17 protein-coding genes and 1 tRNA gene are annotated in these 18,510 nt (G+C 66.1%); 10 read left to right on the top strand and 8 right to left on the bottom strand.

What is annotated here, in order from left to right:
- Positions 1–152: 152 nt before the first annotated feature.
- Positions 153–224 (top strand) — tRNA-Lys (locus tag ACH495_RS02230).
- A gap of 83 nt (positions 225–307) precedes the next feature.
- Here ACH495_RS02230 and ACH495_RS02225 read toward each other — a convergent pair.
- From ACH495_RS02225 to ACH495_RS02215, 3 genes are read right to left on the bottom strand one after another with little or no spacing between them, the layout of a single operon-like run.
- Positions 308–1,528 carry a tyrosine-type recombinase/integrase gene (locus ACH495_RS02225; protein ID WP_396855932.1) on the bottom strand — a complete coding sequence of 407 codons (1,221 nt, stop codon included), beginning with the start codon at positions 1,526–1,528 and terminating at the stop codon, positions 308–310.
- Positions 1,528–1,725, bottom strand: a complete 198-nt coding sequence (locus ACH495_RS02220) for an excisionase family DNA-binding protein (protein WP_396855931.1) — start codon at positions 1,723–1,725, stop codon at positions 1,528–1,530. The genes ACH495_RS02225 and ACH495_RS02220 overlap by 1 nt, the downstream gene beginning before the upstream one ends.
- Complete coding sequence (locus ACH495_RS02215; RefSeq protein WP_396855930.1) at positions 1,722–3,290, bottom strand: replication initiator; 1,569 nt, start codon at positions 3,288–3,290, stop codon at positions 1,722–1,724. Before ACH495_RS02215 ends, ACH495_RS02220 begins: the two co-directional genes overlap by 4 nt.
- 1,138 nt (positions 3,291–4,428) lie before the next feature.
- Here ACH495_RS02215 and ACH495_RS02210 point away from each other — a divergent pair.
- Entirely contained in the window at positions 4,429–5,283 is an 855-nt protein-coding gene (locus tag ACH495_RS02210; protein WP_396855929.1) for a DUF4365 domain-containing protein, read from the top strand.
- 228 nt (positions 5,284–5,511) lie between these two features.
- Positions 5,512–6,693 carry a three-Cys-motif partner protein TcmP gene (gene tcmP / locus ACH495_RS02205; RefSeq protein ID WP_396855928.1) on the top strand — a complete coding sequence of 394 codons (1,182 nt, stop codon included), beginning with the start codon at positions 5,512–5,514 and terminating at the stop codon, positions 6,691–6,693.
- A gap of 32 nt (positions 6,694–6,725) precedes the next feature.
- Here the strand turns inward: tcmP and ACH495_RS02200 are convergent, their stop codons facing one another.
- The 3 genes from ACH495_RS02200 to ACH495_RS02190 form a co-directional block, all read right to left on the bottom strand.
- Positions 6,726–7,484, bottom strand: a complete 759-nt coding sequence (locus ACH495_RS02200; RefSeq protein ID WP_396855927.1) for a DUF5131 family protein — start codon at positions 7,482–7,484, stop codon at positions 6,726–6,728.
- Between the two features lie 270 nt (positions 7,485–7,754).
- The gene (locus ACH495_RS02195; RefSeq protein ID WP_396855926.1) at positions 7,755–8,063 is read right to left on the bottom strand and encodes a hypothetical protein; all 309 of its coding nucleotides are present in this window, start codon (positions 8,061–8,063) and stop codon (positions 7,755–7,757) included.
- Positions 8,064–8,261: 198 nt separating this feature from the next.
- The gene (locus ACH495_RS02190; RefSeq protein WP_396855925.1) at positions 8,262–9,614 is read right to left on the bottom strand and encodes a helix-turn-helix domain-containing protein; all 1,353 of its coding nucleotides are present in this window, start codon (positions 9,612–9,614) and stop codon (positions 8,262–8,264) included.
- A 569-nt stretch (positions 9,615–10,183) separates the two neighbouring features.
- Here ACH495_RS02190 and ACH495_RS02185 point away from each other — a divergent pair.
- Together ACH495_RS02185 and ACH495_RS02180 are read left to right on the top strand one after the other, a co-directional pair.
- Positions 10,184–10,972 (top strand): Shedu immune nuclease family protein, encoded by a 789-nt coding sequence (locus ACH495_RS02185; RefSeq protein WP_396855924.1) that lies wholly within the window; start codon positions 10,184–10,186, stop codon positions 10,970–10,972.
- Between the two features lie 627 nt (positions 10,973–11,599).
- Positions 11,600–12,532: a hypothetical protein gene (locus ACH495_RS02180; RefSeq protein WP_396855923.1), complete on the top strand. Its 933-nt coding sequence runs from the start codon at positions 11,600–11,602 to the stop codon at positions 12,530–12,532.
- Between the two features lie 2 nt (positions 12,533–12,534).
- Here ACH495_RS02180 and ACH495_RS02175 read toward each other — a convergent pair whose 3' ends face one another.
- The gene (locus ACH495_RS02175; protein WP_396855922.1) at positions 12,535–12,984 is read right to left on the bottom strand and encodes a hypothetical protein; all 450 of its coding nucleotides are present in this window, start codon (positions 12,982–12,984) and stop codon (positions 12,535–12,537) included.
- Positions 12,985–13,283: 299 nt separating this feature from the next.
- Positions 13,284–13,508, bottom strand: a complete 225-nt coding sequence (locus tag ACH495_RS02170) for a winged helix-turn-helix domain-containing protein (protein WP_396855921.1) — start codon at positions 13,506–13,508, stop codon at positions 13,284–13,286.
- Between the two features lie 699 nt (positions 13,509–14,207).
- On the opposite strand from ACH495_RS02170, the gene ACH495_RS02165 reads away from it, so the two are divergent.
- The 5 genes from ACH495_RS02165 (at position 14,208) to ACH495_RS02145 (ending at position 18,506) form a co-directional block, all read left to right on the top strand.
- Complete coding sequence (locus tag ACH495_RS02165; RefSeq protein WP_265008133.1) at positions 14,208–14,381, top strand: hypothetical protein; 174 nt, start codon at positions 14,208–14,210, stop codon at positions 14,379–14,381.
- 340 nt (positions 14,382–14,721) lie between these two features.
- Positions 14,722–15,054 (top strand): DUF5713 family protein, encoded by a 333-nt coding sequence (locus ACH495_RS02160; protein ID WP_396855920.1) that lies wholly within the window; start codon positions 14,722–14,724, stop codon positions 15,052–15,054.
- Between the two features lie 97 nt (positions 15,055–15,151).
- On the top strand, positions 15,152–15,829 hold the full coding sequence (locus ACH495_RS02155) for a cytidylate kinase family protein (protein ID WP_396855919.1): 678 nt from the start codon (positions 15,152–15,154) through the stop codon (positions 15,827–15,829).
- Between the two features lie 21 nt (positions 15,830–15,850).
- Entirely contained in the window at positions 15,851–16,264 is a 414-nt protein-coding gene (locus ACH495_RS02150; RefSeq protein WP_396855918.1) for a hypothetical protein, read from the top strand.
- Positions 16,265–16,292: 28 nt separating this feature from the next.
- The gene (locus ACH495_RS02145; protein WP_396855917.1) at positions 16,293–18,506 is read left to right on the top strand and encodes an ATP-dependent RecD-like DNA helicase; all 2,214 of its coding nucleotides are present in this window, start codon (positions 16,293–16,295) and stop codon (positions 18,504–18,506) included.
- The last annotated feature ends 4 nt before the right edge of the window (positions 18,507–18,510 follow it).

Here is an 18,510-nt window from a genome sequence, read left to right as displayed (position 1 = left end):
GTCGGGCGGATCTGCCGGCGGACGGACGCCGGTTGGGCGCGACGGGCGGCCCCTCCCGCCGCAGGACCGACGCCTGCCGTGGAACCTCGTTCCCCCGGCGGCGGTGGAAGGCGGAAGCCCGGCGCGGGGAGGTTCCGGTAGCCTGGGCGGGCGGGCCGCTAGCTCAATGGCAGAGCTGTGGACTTTTAATCCATAGGTTCAGGGTTCGAGTCCCTGGCGGCCCACTCTCCCGCAGGTCAGCGGCCCTTTGCGGGGCCGCTGTTTTGGTCAGCACGGCTCGTACAGCAGCGAAGTACAGCAGTAGTGCTTACCGGTCCAGCGCGCTGCCGAGCCGCTTAAGCGCGTCGCGGGTGGCCGCCGAGGACACCACCGTGTAGATCTCCATGGTGATGGCGAACTGCGCGTGCCGGAGGATCTGCATCGCCACCCGGGGATGCACGTCCAGGTCCGCCAGGAGCGAGGCGCAGGTCCGCCGGGCGTCCCGGACCGTGATCCGCCGGACGCCGGCCGCGTCGCAGCGCCGGTCCCAGAAGCGGTTGAAGTTCCGTGGCTCGACCGGTCGGCCGTAGCGGGTGGTGAAGATCAGGTCTGAGGGCTGCCAAGCCGGGCCGGCGTCCTCCCGGGCGGCGGCCTGGGCGGCGCAGCGGCGGTCGAGGGCCACAGTGCAGATGTCCGGCAGCGGCAGGGTGGCGTCCGAGGCGGCCGTCTTCGTCTCCCGGTGCAGCAGTTCGGCACCGACCCGCTGGAGCTGCCGATCGATGGTCAGCTCCCCCGCGTCGAGGTCAACGTCAGCCCAGGTGAGCCCCAACATCTCGCCCTTGCGCAGACCGAGCACCAGGACCAGGACGTACGCGGCGTAGAGCGGGTCGTCGTCGGCGCGGGCCGACTCCAGGAAACGCCGTGCCTCGTCGCTCGTCCACGCCTTCCGCTTGCGCTTCCGAACCGGGGGCAGCTTGACCAGAGACGCCACGTTGCGGGAGATCAGCCCTTCAGTGATCGCCTGGGACAGCAGTGTCCGGAGCACGGTCCGCAGGTGGGTGACGCTGGTTGCCGAGGGCAGATCCCGGCAGCAGCGGCCGAGGGCGCAGCAGCGACGCTGGACGGGCTTTCGCCGCTCGTCCTTGCCCTGGGCACAGCACTGGCAGGTCCGCCCCACCTCGTTGATCCAGGTCTGCACGTCGCTGACCCGAAGCTTGTCGAGGCGCTTCCGACCCAGCCCCGGCACGAGGTAGAGCCGGACCACCACCTCGTAGGTGACGTAGCTGCCCGGGGCCAGGTTCGGCTTGACGATCTCGCGCAGCCAGTAGCCGGCGTATTCCCCCACTGTCGGAGAGCGCGTCGCCACCGGGCCGGCCTTGGCCTGCCCGTGCAGCTTGATCCACTTGTCGTGGACTGCCTCGCGGGTGTTGCCGTAGACCCACTTCCGGCCCCGCTTGCCGTCGGGCTTCTCGACCCAGACGTACGCGGCAAACCCGTTCCGGTACGGGAAGATCGAGCCTTCGCCGTTGGCTCGTGCGCGTCCGGGCATCAGGCGGCCTCCTGGCGTGCGACCTGTTCGCGGATGTAGTCGTCGACCCATTCGGGGAGGATGCGGCGGTACTTGCCGTCCTTGATGGAGCGCAGTTCGCCGGTGGCGATCTTCATCTTGACCTTGGAGATGCCGAAGCCGAGCAGGACGGCGACCTCGGCCGGCGAGTACCAGCGGGGGCGAAGGTCGTGGGTCATGCGGCCACCCCTAGCCACGACTCGTGGGCGAGTTCTTCCCGGCCGATGCGTCTGCTTTCGCGCCGCTGGTGGGCGGCGGTATTGGCGAGCAGGGCGTCGCCTTCGGTGAGCCAGCCGGACCCGAGGTAGGTGAGAGTGCCGACGGTGATCGTGTCGGCCGGTTGGTCGTCCTCTTCGCGCCGGTAGGTGGCGCGGGTGTCGCGGAGCAGGCGGAAGGTGACGGAGTAGCGGCGGGCCTTGGTGAGGAAGTGACCGCCGAAGCCGAGCATGTGGGCCCAGCGGCGCAGCCCGCAGTAGGGGTTGGGTTTGGTGTCAAGGCTGTCTTGACGGTTGTCGGTGGTTGCGGCGCCGCTGCTGGTGTCGGTGTGGGTGGGGCGGCCGAGGTGCCAGCAGGCGTCGATGAGGCGGGCGGTGTGGTCGCCTCCGGGGTCGGCGTAGTCGTCGATGGTGGCCGGGGTGAGCCGGGTGGAGGTGTGGCCGGTGGCTTCGGTGGCCTTGGTGGCGTACTTGGCTAGGTAGGCGGCGACCTTGCCGTCGGTCAACTCGCCGTCGCTGCTGTTGATGCGTCGGACGTCGACCTGCTCGCCCCAGGCGATCAGCCACCCTTGCGGCCGGTCGGGGTGCGCGGGTGTGGTGATGGTGATCTGCCGGACGGCGGCGTGGATCGCGTCCTCCAGGTCGTCGACGGTGATGCCGGCCGGTGGCGGTACGAGGGCGTCCGGATCGTTGGGGTCGACGCCGTCGAGGCGCAGCAGGACGTGGAAGTGCACGGCGGCCCGGCGCTGCATCTCGGCGACCTTGCCATGGGACACCCGCACGGGCGGCACCCAGCGGACCTTTCCGGAGGCGGTGACGATGCCGACCTTCGGGATACCGCGTCGACGGCAGAGCGTGGCGAGGTGGCGGTCGATGGCCTGTTTGGTGCGCCGCCACAGCTCGCCGGAGAAGTAGTTCCAGACGACCTGGTGGGCGTGGTCGTAGCAGTCGAGGCACAACGCCTGTCCGAGCCGCGGATCGTCGGCGTCGTGGCGGGCGAAGCACGCTACGGGCTGTCCGTGCTTGCAGGTTCCGGCGTTGCTGCGGGGGTGGCAGGGGGAGGGTCGGCAGTCGCAGCGCTGCCGGTTGCGGCAGGTGTGTTGAGGAACGTGGCGGTGGTGGACCGGGCCGAAGGACGGGGCGGTGAAGGTGGCGAAGACGACCGGGTGCCGGGCGACCGAGTCGGGGACGCCCTTGCCGCCGGTCAGGCCGCGACAGACGACTTGGTAGGCGTCGCCCTGGTAGACCCAGGCGCAGTCCGGGCACACCGATTCGCGGCGGTTTCCGCACGCCTTGTAGAGCGTCCGGTCGGGCAGCTCGTCGGTGTGCAGCTGGCCGGTGATGCGGCCGGTGTTCCGGCCGACGGCGGCGATGGTGCCGGTGAGGCGGATCGGGCGAGCACAGCCGCCGGCGGGGCGGGCGTGCTCCATCCAGCCGGAGAACTCTGGCGAGGCAGCGCGGTGCAGGACTTGGGCGTCACGGCCGACGGCGAGACCGGGCCGGTAGAGGGCGAGCGGGGTGGTGGACACGACTTATCTCCTCATCAGGGGGTGGCAGGGACGGGAGACGAAGCACCACCAGCCGTGGACGCGTGTCCGCTGGTGGTGTTCGTCATGTCTCCTGGCACCACCGAGAGGGCGGCTGACGCCGGAGGGCGGAAACGTGGTCGTACCACTGCCCGCCGATGGGTCATGTCCTTTCGCGCTCGTCGAGCCCGATGAGTGAGCCGGCACGGGTGGGGAGCCTGGAATATCGGCATCCGGCGGATTGCCGCAGGCTTCCCACCCGTGGAGGTGTGCGAATCCGGACCATCGAGGACGGCAGTAAAGACCGTGCTGGGCCGCTCAACGGATTCGGGAGACCGGCATGGTGGCCGGTGCGATCGAGAGCCGGCGGGACGTGGCCCGCATCAGCGGCAGGAAGGCCGCTCAGCATCTTCGACGTCGAGTCCAGCGATCCGGCAGGAAGGCCGCGCTAGCGTGCTCGACGAGCGCCAGAGTAGCACCGGGTACCGACACGTCAACCCGCCGTGACCTCTGCACCGGAGCAGGACGGCCGGCTGCCGGCCGGTGTGGGAGGACTTTCTGTACGTCTATCAAGGCGGCCCTGAACGGGCCGCACGCGCCGCCGCCTGGGCGCGCGTCCGTCGCTCCGCTGGCGCTCCGACTCCGGCCACGCAACACGCCCGGCGGCTGGCGCGGGGAGCGGAAAGCCCAAGGAGCCGCCACAGAACGACAGGGGGCGTTGACCCGGGTGGTGATGGGCCGGCAGCCGGCCGGGCCGCGCGGCCACGAGCCCGCGCGGCGCAGGGAAGCGCACGCCGGCCGCGTCGACGAGCTGGCGGCCGGTCGCGGGGCTGCGGTTACTGCGCCTCCCGCGGGGGCGCTCGGGCTCCGAGATGGTTGCAACCCCGTCGGCGTCTTGCGGTCCGTGGGTGGTTGCGCAGGCCATCCCGTGTGCCGTCGACCCGGGCGAGCCGAGCAGACCCCCGCCCGACCCGCCAGCGTCCGACCGTGCGTCAAGGCCGTCTTGACGTGGCGGGCCGGGCGGCGGCCCGCTCCCAAGGAGGGCGGGTCGACGGCACACGGGATGGCGGAAAGCTGCTCGTTGAGGTTGAATCCCGACTATACGGTTAAGAATGGAGCTTGACTTATGCCGAATCGTCCTGTGCAGCATGAGCTGGCTTCTCGTGCTGTCGCCTCTGTGGTCAAGGTTCTAGCCAATACGGGTGCCGCCGTCGAAGAAGTGAAGAATGACTATGGCGAAGACCTGTTCGTGCAGACTTCATGGCGGGGTGAGGTCGATCTCTCGAAAATCTGGATCCAGGTTAAGAGCAGGGAGCGTGTAGCGGCGAGGCCCAGAAATGGACATAGGTCTGTCAAAGTGTCGCGGGATCATGCGTTGAGGTGGTCCACCATGGGGGACACCGTCGTGGTTGTTCTATGGGACGTATCCCGAGACATCGGTTGGTACGTGATGCCAGCTCAATGCCTGGATGCGTTTGAGGTCTTGATGAGTAAAGACGACTTCATTACTCTAAGAGTCCCCGATGACAACGTCTTTGACGAGCTGGTCGTCCGGCGGCTGACCTGGCGTGCTCGGATGGATCACCTGAACAGGCGGGCGGCCGCTCTTCATGCACAGGTGCAAGAGGGGGAGGACATAAGCGGTGACGAGTACCTCCCTTTCAGGCAGAGGCAGGCCCACATTGGATTTGAGGCAGTGCGATTCGTTGGAATCATGGACGAAGGTGGGTATACGAAAGCGTTCGATGAACGGCTTAGGAATGCATACAAAAACATTTCTCGCGCCGACGTCGAAGGAGAATATTCGGTCGAAGAGAATTTTGATCAAGCTGTCATGCTACTGACAATGGCCACGGTTGAGGAAGCAGCCGAGGGTGAAGCGCTTCCTTGGCCGCTGCTTGGGTTGGTGTCCGGCATGATAGGGGCTTGGTACAAAGGCGTTTACGGCTCGGTAGAAAAATGGGATTCATCTGACTTTCCGCCGGACGGCTATTAGTGCGGGTGGTTGAGCGCCGCCGCCGCAGCCAGACGAGATCCTACGCCGGAAGTTAGTCGGATTTGCGACAGTTGACCCTGCGTGGATCGGTGCACCATTTACGTGTTATGCGGCAGGGGAGGCTTCCTTCAAAGCTCTTCGAGCATCCCGGGAGCGGTAGCAGATCTTCCACATCTAGCGACCTTCCGCTAGCGTGACGCTACTTTCAGTAGCTCCGGGGGAGGGCGTGTGGCCGGGAGTGACTTCTTCGCGTCTAAGAAGGCGGCTGCTGTGTTCAAGCACGGCATCTTGAGCCGGTACCCGGTCGTGTTCGCGTCGAAGACGGGCAAGAGTGTCGACGGTAACCGGGTGGTTTTTCTCGACGGCTACGCCGGCCGCGGCGAGTACGACGACGGAGAGCCGGGGTCGCCGCTGCTGCTGTCACGGTGTGCAGAGTTCGTGAAGGGTTATCGCAACGTGCTGGGGTTCTTCGTCGAGCAGAACCCTGACAACTTCGCCAACCTGAAGCGCGTACTCGACGAGAAGGGTGGCGACGCTGAACGCATCGTTCGGCCCGGCTCGGTTGACGAGCACCTGCCTGAAGTCCTAACGCGGGCCCAGGGCGCGTCACTGTTCGCCTTTCTCGACCCGTTCGGCCCGGCGTTGGACTACGACGTGCTCAAGGCCGCCCTGCTCGGTCGGCCATCGTGGCCGCCTACCGAGGTCCTGCTGCACTTCAGCGTGTCGGCCGTCGCCAGGATGGGCCGGGCGGTCCAGGTAGCCCGCTCCAAGCGCGGGGATCTCTCACCTGCTGATCAAAAGACCGCAGATCGATTGAACCGCTTCCTTGGCGGCGACTGGTGGCAGGATCACTTCGCCAGGGTCCGCGACGAAGGCGATGACCAACGGGCGACAGAGATTGCCCTGGAAGTGTGCGAAAGATACGAAAAGCTCCTAACGAGCGGTACCGGATACCAGGCGATCAAGATGCCAGTACGACCTAGGCCGGACCTGTTGCCGAAGTACGTGTTAGCACTATTCACGACAAGCAACGAAGGCGCATGGCACTTCGCAGACTCCCTAGGTAAAGCCGGCGTGGAGTGGTCCGTGGCGTGGAAGACGGAGCAGCTACGTAAGGGGGACAAGTACGGGCAGGGCTCGCTGTTTGGCGACGACGAGTTGCCAACGATCGGAAGTTACAGCAAGACGCATGGTCCGGAGTGGACGAAGATCATCAAAGCGAACCTTGAGCGGCTGCTCGACGAGCTGGGGCCCTTCTGCCCCGCCGACCACGTACCGGAGGTCTACGGCACGACGTTGGGTCAGGCTGGCACCCCTCACGTGAGGGCCGCCGTGAAGCTACTAAGCGGAACGTCTGTGGCGAACACCGGTAAGGGCGACTTCTGGAAGGAGCAGCTGCGGCGCCCATAGGGCGACCGTAGCCCTCCGTCGTCGAGTGACCCCTACCCGATCGAGGTCAGTTCCCGTGCCGTCGGCATCTCATCCCATGTCCGGCCGTCCAGCTCCCGACCGCCGGCCTTTGCCGTTCTGCCGCCCCACTGCTTGAAAAAGAACGCCGTCCTGTCGTCGGTGCACTGGTCGCGCAGGGATCGCACCCAATCGGGATCGACAGGGCGGCAGCCGGGACCAGACTCACCACCGGCAATCAGCCAGTCAATGCCTTCAAGGTTGAGGTCGTCTAGCGGGCCGAGTAGCGGTTCGGCCGAGACGAACCGAACGGCGGCGGGCACCTGGCGGAGGTGGTCGATGCGCTCCGCCTGTTCATCGTCCTCGACGGAGACGCCCATCCAGACATTGGCCGGCCAGGTCAGCCGGGGAGCGAGTTTGGCAAGTCTCGCCGCTCGCTTCGTGAGTACCTGGTAAGTGTGCTGCGGGGTTGCCGCCATGACCTCGAAGACTTGTTCGACGAAGTCGAAGGGGACCTTCGCGTGGAACAGGTCACTCATCGAGTTGACGAACACCACCCGGGGGTCTCGCCACCTTAACGGCAGGGTCAACTCAGTGGGATGCACCGCCACCCCGAAGCCTGGGCCGGAGGTGCGCGGATCACCGTCGGTCTGGTACTTGGCGGAGCCCATGGCCTTCAGTCGCTTCGCCAAGGTCAGGGCGTAGCAGTGATCGCAGCCGCGCGAGATGCGGTCACAACCGGTTGTCGGGTTCCACGTGGCTTCGGTCCACTCGATGGAGCTCTTGTCTGCCATCACCACACTCCCCGGCCGGCTGAGACGATTCTGTCGAACGTGCGTACGGATTGAAAGGCGTAGAGGCGATCTTTCTTGGCGGCTGAGCAAGAAGCGCGGCCTTGCTCATGCTCCGCTCGACCAACGTTCATGAGGCAGCACGAGATTCGGCCAAGCCGTAACCAGGCCGTCGTAGGTCGATCGTGAGCGACCAACGACGAACAATGATGACGACGTCTGCCCAGGTCACCACGCGTGGCCGGCCCAATGGCCAGGCCGCCGGTCGCCTACTTACCTGTAGTTGGTGAACTGGTGGTCTGCCTCGTGAACTAGGACGAGGTCCTCGACCTCGTCGCACCTGGCCTGGGCCAGACCACTGGACACCGCGCAGCCCATGTTGTGGGCAGTGTCGAGGAGGCCGAAGGCCACCCTCTTCATGTTTGCTCCCATGTCGGTCCTCGCCTTCTTTGCCGTCGGGTTAGCTGACTCGTCGAGCTTCGTGGAGTCATCGACCAAGTGCTTCAGAACCCCGGCTAGGAACGTGAGTAGGACAACGAGCATTGCGGTGACGCCCGAATCGAACGGAGCCGCCAGACCCACGCCAGGTGCGACGAGGACTCCTGCATTCTACCGGTCCGCGCGTGCGGCAGCAGCGTGACAGCAGCGCTGACAGCAACCGGCCGGGACGAGGACAGTCGCCGGCGGACGAGTGCAGACAGCCGCCCGAGGTCGCGGACATGGACGGACCCTGCCAGACAAAGTGCACAGAGCTCGTAAGCGAGGTACCGACGACGGGGGCTACGGCTCCTCGCTGCCGGGTGGTTCGGCGAAGCTTCGGATGCACTCTTCGAAGATGTTAACGTCCTGTCCCTCGAAGGCGAGAGTAAATTGGCCTCGGGCTGTGGCATCCACGTTCGTGGCGGTAGCGGACCACGAGACAATCACCTCGTCCGTGCGGGTGGCCGGGATGAGCACGACGTAGTCCCCTTCGAGAACCGCGGTCTGGCGGGGACGCAAATCCAGGGGCCGGACAATGAGGGTAAAGCTTCCGCCGCGCTCCAGGGTCGTCGCCGGGCCGACAGGCCCGACATAGGGCATGCTCGGGGGCCGGTACGGCAACCACGTTGCGCCAAGCAAGCTTGCCGCTTGGCTTCCCCACTTCTCAGGCTGAGCTGGTAGGAGCTGCCATAGGTCCAACTCCGCGTCCTGTTCCACCTCGACCGCGTCGGCGTCACCGGCGACGTGCAGCGTGACCTCCAACTGTCGGTAGTTGCGGGTGGACAGGTTGGTCACCGTGAAGACTGTCGTGGGCAGGACGTAGGCCGCGACAGAGCGCATGGTTTCCGGCCAAGAGAGGCGCACTTGGTCGAGATACTGATCAACCTCGTCCTTGTACTGCTGGGCCGTGCGGCTCTCTCCATCGGTGCCCAACGTCATCCCAGCGAATGTGAGCCCCCTTGGCCGAGTTGACGGGACCTCGTCGAGGGGCTCCAGTAGCCGAGCCCGTTCCACCTCGATGAATGCATCAACGTCGGCGTCGGTCCAGGTGAATCGGGACAAGGGGCCGCCGTAGTCGACGGCCACCGCGATATCGAGGGAGTTTTCCTCGGGCCGGTTGGCGTAGCGGTCAGCTAGCCGACGTACGTCGCGGTGATCGGCTGGAACGGATCGAGCCCGACGGCGTACGTAGATGGCGCCATCTGGGATGTTGTTGAACTCCTTGCGGAAGGCATGTGGCGGATCCCCGAATGCTGGAGGGAAGACCTCGATGATCAGAATGGTCTTGGCTTGGTAGCGGTCCCAGTGTGGCTGCCAGACAGGCCCGTCAGCACCGAGGTAGGTGGTGAGCATCTTGTCGAGATCGGCGTTGTCGATCTGCTCAACCCCGGGCACGTTGCCAGGTTCCAGACCGATCACCAGAATTCCGACTCCAGCGACGTGGGTGGCGGCCTCTACCGGATCGCGGTTGGCCAGCGCAATGATGGCCTTGGCCACGATCGTGGCCATCTGCTCCTTGGACCGCAGGTTGAGTGTCGACTTCCATTCCAGCCAGGTCTGTTCATCGGCTGGCTCCGCGTGGTAGATCGCGTCCAGCACCGCCGCCCACTCAGCGGGACGAACGGGCCGCTTGGACGTATCGATGTTCAGCACACGCCGACCCTACTGCCCGGCACCGGCCAGGGCCCGGGATGCCGCCGGTCTTCCGACACCGCAATACTGCCCGGCCCGCCGTGACCGCTCGCGCATCAGGTGTTCCCAGCGGCGCCGCCTCAACGAGATCATCGAGCACACGGCGGGCACAAACGACCACGAGAAGGGCTGTCAATCGCTGTAAGAGAACGAGAGACACCGCCCAGGCCAGCGCGCCGATCCGTCCCATCTAACATGGTCGACGTTCCACCAGAGCGATTCAGGGTTCAAGTCCGCGCCGTGCCCCACCAGCTCGTCAGGCGCTAGGGGGCAGTGGTGAACAAGGTTCCGAATCTCGGACCTGTCACTCGACAAGCCATGGCGACTGCGTGTATTGAAGATCGGTGGACTTCGAACCCCGGATTCAACGGATCACGACGCTGCGGATCCGCCGAGGCGCTGTCAGGCGCGCGTTCATCAAGAGGCTGTATGCCGACTTCGGCGGGACCTGCGGAGCCGGCGACTGCCCTTACCCATCTCGGCTTCCCGACGGCACGCCAATCTTACAGGTTGTCTATATAAGGTCAGCCATGCCCGGAGCACCCCGGTTCGACCCCGAAACGACTGCTTCAGGGGAGGCGTCGCACGAAAACCTTCTCTTGCTTTGCCCCAGCCACCACGAATTAATCGATCGCCTGCCCGATGAGTACACCTCAGAGCGGTTAGCCTTGATGCGCCAGCGGCACATCGACCGCGTCGCAACCATTGTTTCCTCCCTCAATGGCGAGGCCGCTCCACCCTCTCGCGCTAATCGGTTTCGAGAGGCGCTGGATATTTGGGAGTCTGAGCGGCTTAACACTTCCGAAGGTTTTTGGCAGAGGTTGTTTCGGGGTCGGCCTGAGCTGTTGATGCCCACCCTAAGCGGTCGTCCGTATGTGCTTAACGAGCAGTGTTATGTTGGTGGCAAATCCGTAACGAACCACGGCGGCAGAGTGGCCGATTTCCTAGTTCAATGTCGCGGGAATGCTGTACTGGTTGAGCTAAAGACGCCTTCCACCAAACTTGCAGGAGCTCAGTACCGCAACAATGCCTACCCGCCATCAGCGGAGCTGATTGGAGCCTGCGTGCAGGCGTTAGAGTATCGCATGACCCTCATGAACTACCTTCATTCACTTCGCCATGAGTCACCGGAGCTGACTGCACATAGTCCTACTGCTGTCGTTATCGCGGGGGACGCTCACCAGACTCCCCTAACCGAGCCGCAAAGGCGCTCTTTCGAGATATTCCGAACATCGCTCAAGGATCTCAGCATCATTACGTATGATGAGCTGTTTCTTGGGATAGAGAACTTGGCGGAAATGCTTGATCCGTCGACGTAGCGGTGTCGCTGCAGGCAAGCACTCTCGTAGCTCCTAGGCGAGGTGCCCTGTAGCGAGTGAGCGAGTAGGCGAAGACCACGCCTCGGCTGCCGCCATCAAGCCGTCAGACTGGTCCCGCAGATGGCCAACCTTCCTACGTGCTGATGGCCGAAGCTTGGGTTGTCTCAGCTCCCGCCTCGTTCATGGCCAACCAGCGGCGATCGACAACGTCCACCCCCTTGCCCGCACCTGCGGCACGAAGGCTGTCGACCGGACACGAACCGCACTGGGCAGACTAGGAAAGCGGGTTGGGCCGCATGCTCCCTTCGGTGGGTGCACGCGGAGCCCCACCGCCAAGCAGCCAATCCGGCGAGCAGCAGCGGACTATCGCAGACTGGGATACCTGCTGGAGTAGCAGGACCAGGCGGCGGACCAGCAGCCGGGGACCAACTCGTAATGCGTAGATCGCCCGCGACCGCCGGCGGCCGAGAGGTGAAGTCCGGGTCAGGCCTAACGGAGCTACGCGTGAGCCTGGCTGGCGGCGCTTTCGCCGGGCTGATGCCAACCCGGCAGCCATTAGGATCATCATGGCGCCCGCTCACCCTCCTGAAGGGCGTTCTCAAACCTTGCGCCCGAAGGAGATGGGTCTTGACTGGCAGCCAGGTACGCCGAGCCCAGCTTCTAGACTGGCTGTACGACTATCCGGGCGACGTAGCAAGCATCGTTGAGTTCCTGGGCCAAGAGCCCGACCAGTTGGCGCAGAACCTGTGGCGTGGCACGCTGCGAGCCTTGGACGAGGAAGGGCTCATCAGGCTGGCGGAGACCATGGGGTTCGATGGAATATCGGCGTTCATCACCGAAGCGGGTCGGGCAGACGTGGAGGCCCGTCGTGCTCGGAGAGAGGATCCAGCTCGGCGTAGGGCCGCTGCCGCGACCGGGCTTCTCCTATTTCTGTATGAGAAAGACCCCTACCGTGAGTTTTGGTGCGAGATAGACCGAATCGAATCAACCAACTACGCCTTGTTCGAAGGCGGTCGCCTTCCGGGGCAGCTCTTCCGACGCCTGGCTGACGACCTCCATGCTGAAGGGCTGATCGTCCGCCGGCACCCAACAAAGGACGACAGACCACTGACGGCCCAGCTGACACGGAAAGGCCAAGAGTGTGTCGAGGCAGGAGGAGACGTGGCCGCCTACCTGAACCGGGGGAAGGAGCAGGCCGCCAACATCACCCACTTCCACGGGCCGGTGTCCGGTAGCAACGTCTCATGGGCCAGCGAGCGCGTCACTCAGACCGCAACGACGACCGGCATCGCCAGCGAAGAACTCGTAGCCCTGATCCACGCCATCACAGAAGCGCTGCCCGTCCTGGGTCTGTCAGGCGAACAAGCCGCGGCCGTGCAGCACAACGCTGAAGTCATCGAAGGCGAGCTGCAGCGGAGCCAGCCGGACAAACACATCGTGAGAACCATGCTCATGCGGACCGTGGACACCATCGTAGGTGCCGGCAACAGCGCCCTAGGATTGGTGCTTACGGGCTACGCCAAGGAGCTCATGCAGAGAGCCGGTGTACCCACCGAGTAGCCCTACACCGCGGCCTCCCAGTGCTGGATTTCGACGGCAATATCGCCGAGGTTGCCGCCGTCCCTCTGCGCAACGTACCGCCACAGGGGCCATCCGCAGCCGTGAAGTTGTGCCCATCCCTGCGCTGTCGGCTCTGGTAGCTCCTCCTCGACGAGGGTGTTCACGTCGCCTGCGACGGTCCCACAAGCGAACCGGACAGGAACTCCGCCGACACTTCGCCACCGGAGGCGGAAGCGATGGTTGCTACAGCCATTCATCGTCGCCGGATACTCAGAGAAGAACTCCCCGTCCGCTGTCCTCACGGACGACCACTGGTCCGCGAAGGCGCGCACCGTGGCGCGCCACTCCCGCACAAGCCGCCAGCCTGGCAGAACAACTGGGAAGATTGGCACTTGGCCGCCATGAATCTCGTTGCCGATGTTGGTCGGGTTCCACTTGACCACCGGGTTCACGCGCTGACGGTACTGCCTCCAGCAGTCACGCCCGTAGTGCCACCTCCGGCCGTGTGCGTCCCCCACGGGGCTGACCTGGTCAGGGCAGGGACTGCACCCGACCAGCTTGCAGAGGTCAGGATCTAGGCGGGACCAGCCAGGGGTGTAGCAGCGCCTGTAGCAACGATGACGAACAAGGGCGGACGATCAACCGCTCTTCGTGGGTCCAACGAGCGCGGGCCGGCCGACGGTGGACGCAATCGGAAGGATGCCCAGACCTTAGAAGCGAGACGTCGCGCCCTTCAGAGGGCGACCGGGGCTTACTTGGGAAGCGGGCTGGCGATGTATACGCCCTTGCCCTGCCGACCGTCGATCAGCCCTTCGGCCTTGAGCAGCAGCATGGCGGCCCGGATCACGGTGTTGCTGACCTCGTAGTGCTCGCAGAGGGCGGCGAACGACGGCAGCTTGTCACCCGGCTTCAACTGGCCGGAGCTGACCTGCTCGCGGATATCCCGGGCGACCTGTAGGTAGGCAGCTTCAGACATAGGTGGTGCTCCCAGCTTGGCGGCTGGTGCAAGCAGACCACACCACACGCTCGACTTACAACGCTATGTGTCGTAGCTGTTGACCCTGCGCACATTGCGTCCTAAGTTGCTCGTGGGGCTACCCAGCTTGGCGGCCGGGTCGTCCTGCCGTGGGTGCCCTGTCTCCGGACACGGCTGACCGGGTGCCCACGGGACCCCAAGCGTCGGCGGGAGGTGTGATGACCAGACCGAACGATGCAACTGATCCGACCGCAGGTGCCATGCCGGATACCGGGTACCACCAGAGGCAGGACAACAACCGGCGGCGCGCCTCCTACGACGAGTACGTCCTGGCGGTGGCACTCACCCTCGCCCGCCGGCACCGACCCGTCTGGTCATGGCAGCACTGGCGCCGCATCTGCCGCTGTGGAAGCGACCTGCCCTGCCGAAGCCGTCATCCCATCCCGATCAACCGCGGCCACTGGCCGAGCCAGGATGCACCCCGATGACGACACACCTCCCAGTCACACCGGCCTGGACCTGCGGCGGCTGCGGTGCCGACTGGCCCTGCCAGACCCGCCGGCGGGAACTGCGAGCGGAGTATGACCGCGCCCCAGTGTCACTCGCCCTCTACCTGGCCGCCCAGCTCGTCGACGCCGCCCAGGACCTGGCCCACGTCCCCGCCGGCCACTTGCACCACCGCTTCCTCGGCTGGACCCGATGAGCATCCTGCGACCCGGCGACGAGAAGTTCCACTACAGCGACGGCTCCCACAAGTGGATCCCGCCGAACCCGGACTACGACCAAGAGGTCTGGGACGAGCAGGTCCGCCAGCACAAGCAAGGCCACCTCAGGAACGAGCGCCCGAAGGTCCGTATCCAACGCCTCGTCTGATGCCAGCAGTACAGCAGCGAAGTACAGCAACCGTGCCAACCGAACCGGGCCGAGAAGCAAGCCAGCAGCCCGGATGACCTCGAACCACACCGCAAAAAACCCGCTCGCCGGCAATCCATAGGTTCAGGGTTCGAGTCCCTGGCGGCCCACCCTTGGAACATCAGGTCAACGGACGGGCCACTGATTGGTCTTCCGAACCTTCCGGCGCGTTCGTTGTCGCCCTGGCAACCACAGACGCATCCAGAACCCACTCGTCGTCGCCTACCCGCTCCGACGGCGGGCGAGGGTACCCATCACGTGGACCTGCCCGCCGCCACATCTCGGGAGCATAATGCCGATCATGAACCAGCACGTGGCAGCTCACGCCTTCCTGCACGAGCTGTACGAGGACGACTACTTCCCGAACCATGTCGTCGACAAGGGCCGAGCGATCCTGGTGCGGTTGTGCGAGCACATCGAGGCGGAGCAGCCGAAGGATCTGGCCGCCCTGTACGTGCTCACCGACGCCGCGACGGACGAGTTCAACCTGCTGGAGGCGGAGTTCGAGGAGGCCGGCAGCGAGATCGAAACGACTGCGCGTGAGGCGATCGGCGAGGACTTCTGGTTCATCGCGACCAGCTACGGTTTCATTGACGCCGACAGCGAGCGACTGATCGCCAATCGGGAATGGTGAGCCGACCGCGCACCCCGGGGCACCGGCCGCGCGAATAGGCTGGCGCGCAGGGTCGATCCGACACGGAGTCTTCGCGAGACCAGGACGGCGGCAGCCCATGGAGCACGGCACCCGCGACGAGTTGCTCGACCACCTGGCCGAAGCCGTCGGATCCGTCACCGCCACCCACCCGACGCGGGTCGCCATCGACGGGCCGCCCGCCGCCGGCAAGACCACCCTCGCCGACGAGTTGACCGTCGTCCTGCGCGAACGGGGCCGCGACGTCATTCGTGCGACGATCGACGACTTCCTCTTCCCCCGGGCCCAGCGCTACCCACGCGGCGAGTACTCGGCCGAGGGCTGCTACTTCGACACCCATGACCACGCCGCGCTGAACCGGGTGCTGCTGGATCCGCTCGGTCCGGGTGGGGACCGACGCTTCCAAGCCGCGGTGTACGACCACACCTCGGATGCTGTCCTGTCCCCGCCGGTCACGAGCGCCCCCGCCGACGCCGTGCTGGTCTTCGACGGCGTCTTCCTGATGCGCCCGGAACTCATCGACCGGTGGGACCTGCGCGTCTTCGTGTCGACCGCGCTCGACCGGACCGTGGAGCGTGCCGTGGTCCGGGAGCGCCGGGTGTCCTCCCGGGCCGCCATCGAACGGCGGTGGCGTGAGCGGTACATCCCTGCCCAACGGCTCTATTTCGCCACGGTCCGCCCGACCGGTCACGCGGATGTCGTCGTGCACAACGACGAGCCCCGGCAGCCGGCCTGGGAGTTCTCCGTTCCTCGATGAACGTCTGGCAGACTCCGGCAGGTGCGCCGTGCGAACTGGTGGTGGATCGTCGCGATTCCAGTCATCAGCGTCACGCTCATGGCGCTGCCAGCGGTGCTGATCGTCATCGTGCCGTGGCTGTGGAATCCGTTCGCGATGTGCTTCGAGCGGGCCAGCTTCGACGAGGTGGTGGCGACACTGCCGCCGCCACCGACCGAGCCGGGCGCGTTCGACTCGGTCGATGCTCCTGACAAGATCGGTTCGTGTCGCATCTCGTCGTCGTACGGGGTGGAGGGCGGCTACATCTTCTATGCCACCGACAGCCCCGGCCTCGACGATTCCGGATGGGGTTACTTCCCGAACGGGCCGGGCGACGGCCTCGGCAACGGCGAATGGGAGGGGCCACGGTTCGACCGGGTCGACGGGCCCTGGTACCACTGGCGGGCGAGCTGGTAGCCGCGTCGTCCGGGTCGTCGAAGGCAGGATGGTGGCCGTGACCGCCGTACCCCGTCCACCGCTGGCCACGCTGGAAGCGGTCCTGGAGCGCCTGACCTACGTCAACGAGGAGACGGGTTACACGGTGGCCCGGGTGGCCACCGACCGGGGCAGTGACCTGCTGACCGTGGTCGGCGCGCTGCTCGGCGCGCAGCCCGGTGAGAGCCTGCGCCTGCACGGACGCTGGTCGTCGCACCCGCGCTACGGCCGGCAGTTCGAGGTCGACTCGTACACCACCGTGCTGCCCGCCACGATCCAGGGCATCCAGCGCTACCTCGGTTCGGGTCTGGTGAAGGGGATCGGGCCGGTGTTCGCCGAGCGGATCGTCGCGCACTTCGGCCTGGACACGTTGCGGGTCGTCGAGGACGAGCCGGCCCGACTGGTCGAGGTGCCGGGGCTGGGCCCGAAGCGTACGGCGAAGATCACCGCCGCGTGGGAGGAACAGAAGGCCATCAAGGAGGTGATGGTCTTCCTCCAGGGCGTCGGCGTGTCGACCTCGCTGGCGGTGCGGATCTACAAGCAGTACGGCGACGCCTCCGTCGACGTGGTCACCAAGGAGCCGTACCGGTTGGCCGCTGACGTGTGGGGCATCGGCTTCAAGACCGCCGACACGATCGCCCGGTCGGTGGGCATCCCGCACGACAGCCCGCAACGCGTGATGGCCGGCCTCCAGTACACGCTCTCCGAGGCCACCGACGACGGGCACTGCTACCTGCCCGAACCGGAGCTGGTCGCGGACGCGACGAAGATCCTCGACGTGCCCGCCGACCTGGTCACCCGCTGCCTCGACGACCTGGTGGCCGACGAGGGTGTCGTCCGCGAGGCGCTGCCCGGCAGGGACGGGGAACCGGTTCCGGCGGTCTACCTGGTGCCCCTCCACCGCGCCGAGCGGTCGCTCGCCACCTCGCTGACCCGGCTGCTGCGCGACCGGGTCGACCGGCTGCCCCACTTCCACGACGTGGACTGGGGCAAGGCGCAGCGGTGGTTGCGGGCCCGCACCGGCAACGACCTCGCCGCGGAGCAGGAACAGGCCGTCCGGCTCGCGCTGACCTCGAAGGTCGCGGTGCTCACCGGCGGGCCGGGCTGCGGCAAGAGTTTCACCGTACGCTCGATCGTCGAGCTGGCCATCGCGAAGAAGGCGAAGGTCACGCTCGTCGCGCCGACCGGCCGCGCCGCGAAGCGTCTCGCCGAGCTGACCGGCCATCCGGCCGCCACCGTGCACCGGCTGTTGCAGCTACGCCCCGGCGGTGACGCCTCCTACGACCGCGACAACCCGATCGACGTCGATCTGCTCGTGGTCGACGAGGCCAGCATGCTCGACCTCGTCCTCGCCAACAAGCTCGTCAAGGCCGTCCCGCCCGGCGCGCACCTGCTGCTGGTCGGTGACGTCGACCAGCTTCCGTCGGTCGGCGCCGGTGAGGTGCTCCGCGACCTGCTCGCCGCCCCGTCGATTCCCCGGGTGCGGCTGACGCAGGTCTTCCGCCAGGCCGCCGAGTCCGGCGTCGTCACCAACGCCCATCGCATCAACGCCGGCCGGCCGCCCGTCCTCCAGGGGCTGCCGGACTTCTTCCTCTTCGCCTGCGACGACACCGAGGCCGCCGCCGCCCTGACCGTCGACGTCGCCTGCACCCGCATCCCGGCCAGGTTCGGCCTGGACGCCCGCCGCGACATCCAGGTGCTCGCCCCCATGCACCGCGGCCCCGCCGGCGCCGGCGCGCTCAACACGCTGTTGCAGCAGAAACTCACCCCGCCGCGCGAGGGGCAGCCGGAACGGCGGATGGGCGGGCGGGTGTTCCGCATCGGCGACAAGGTCACCCAAATCCGCAACAACTACGACAAGGGCCAGGCGGGCGTCTTCAACGGCACGCTCGGCATCGTCACCGCCCTCTCGCCCGAGGACCAGACCCTCACCGTCCGCACCGACGAGGACGAGGACATCGGGTACGACTACGACGAGCTGGACGAACTCAGCCACGCGTACGCCATGACGATCCACCGGTCCCAGGGCTCGGAGTATCCGGCCGTGGTGATCCCGTTGACCACCAGCGCCTGGATAATGCTGCAACGCAATCTGCTCTACACCGCCGTCACCCGCGCCAAGCAACTGGTCGTCCTGGTCGGTTCCCGCCGCGCGCTCGCCGCCGCCGTCCGTACCGTCGGCGCCGGACGACGGCACACCGCCCTCAACCACCGCCTCGCGTGACAGC

The sequence above is a fragment of the Micromonospora sp. NPDC018662 genome, from assembly GCF_044391475.1.
Classification (GTDB): Bacteria; Actinomycetota; Actinomycetes; order Mycobacteriales; family Micromonosporaceae; genus Micromonospora.
Note: the sequence above shows the minus strand (reverse complement) of the source record. Positions and strands in the feature narration are given on the sequence as shown.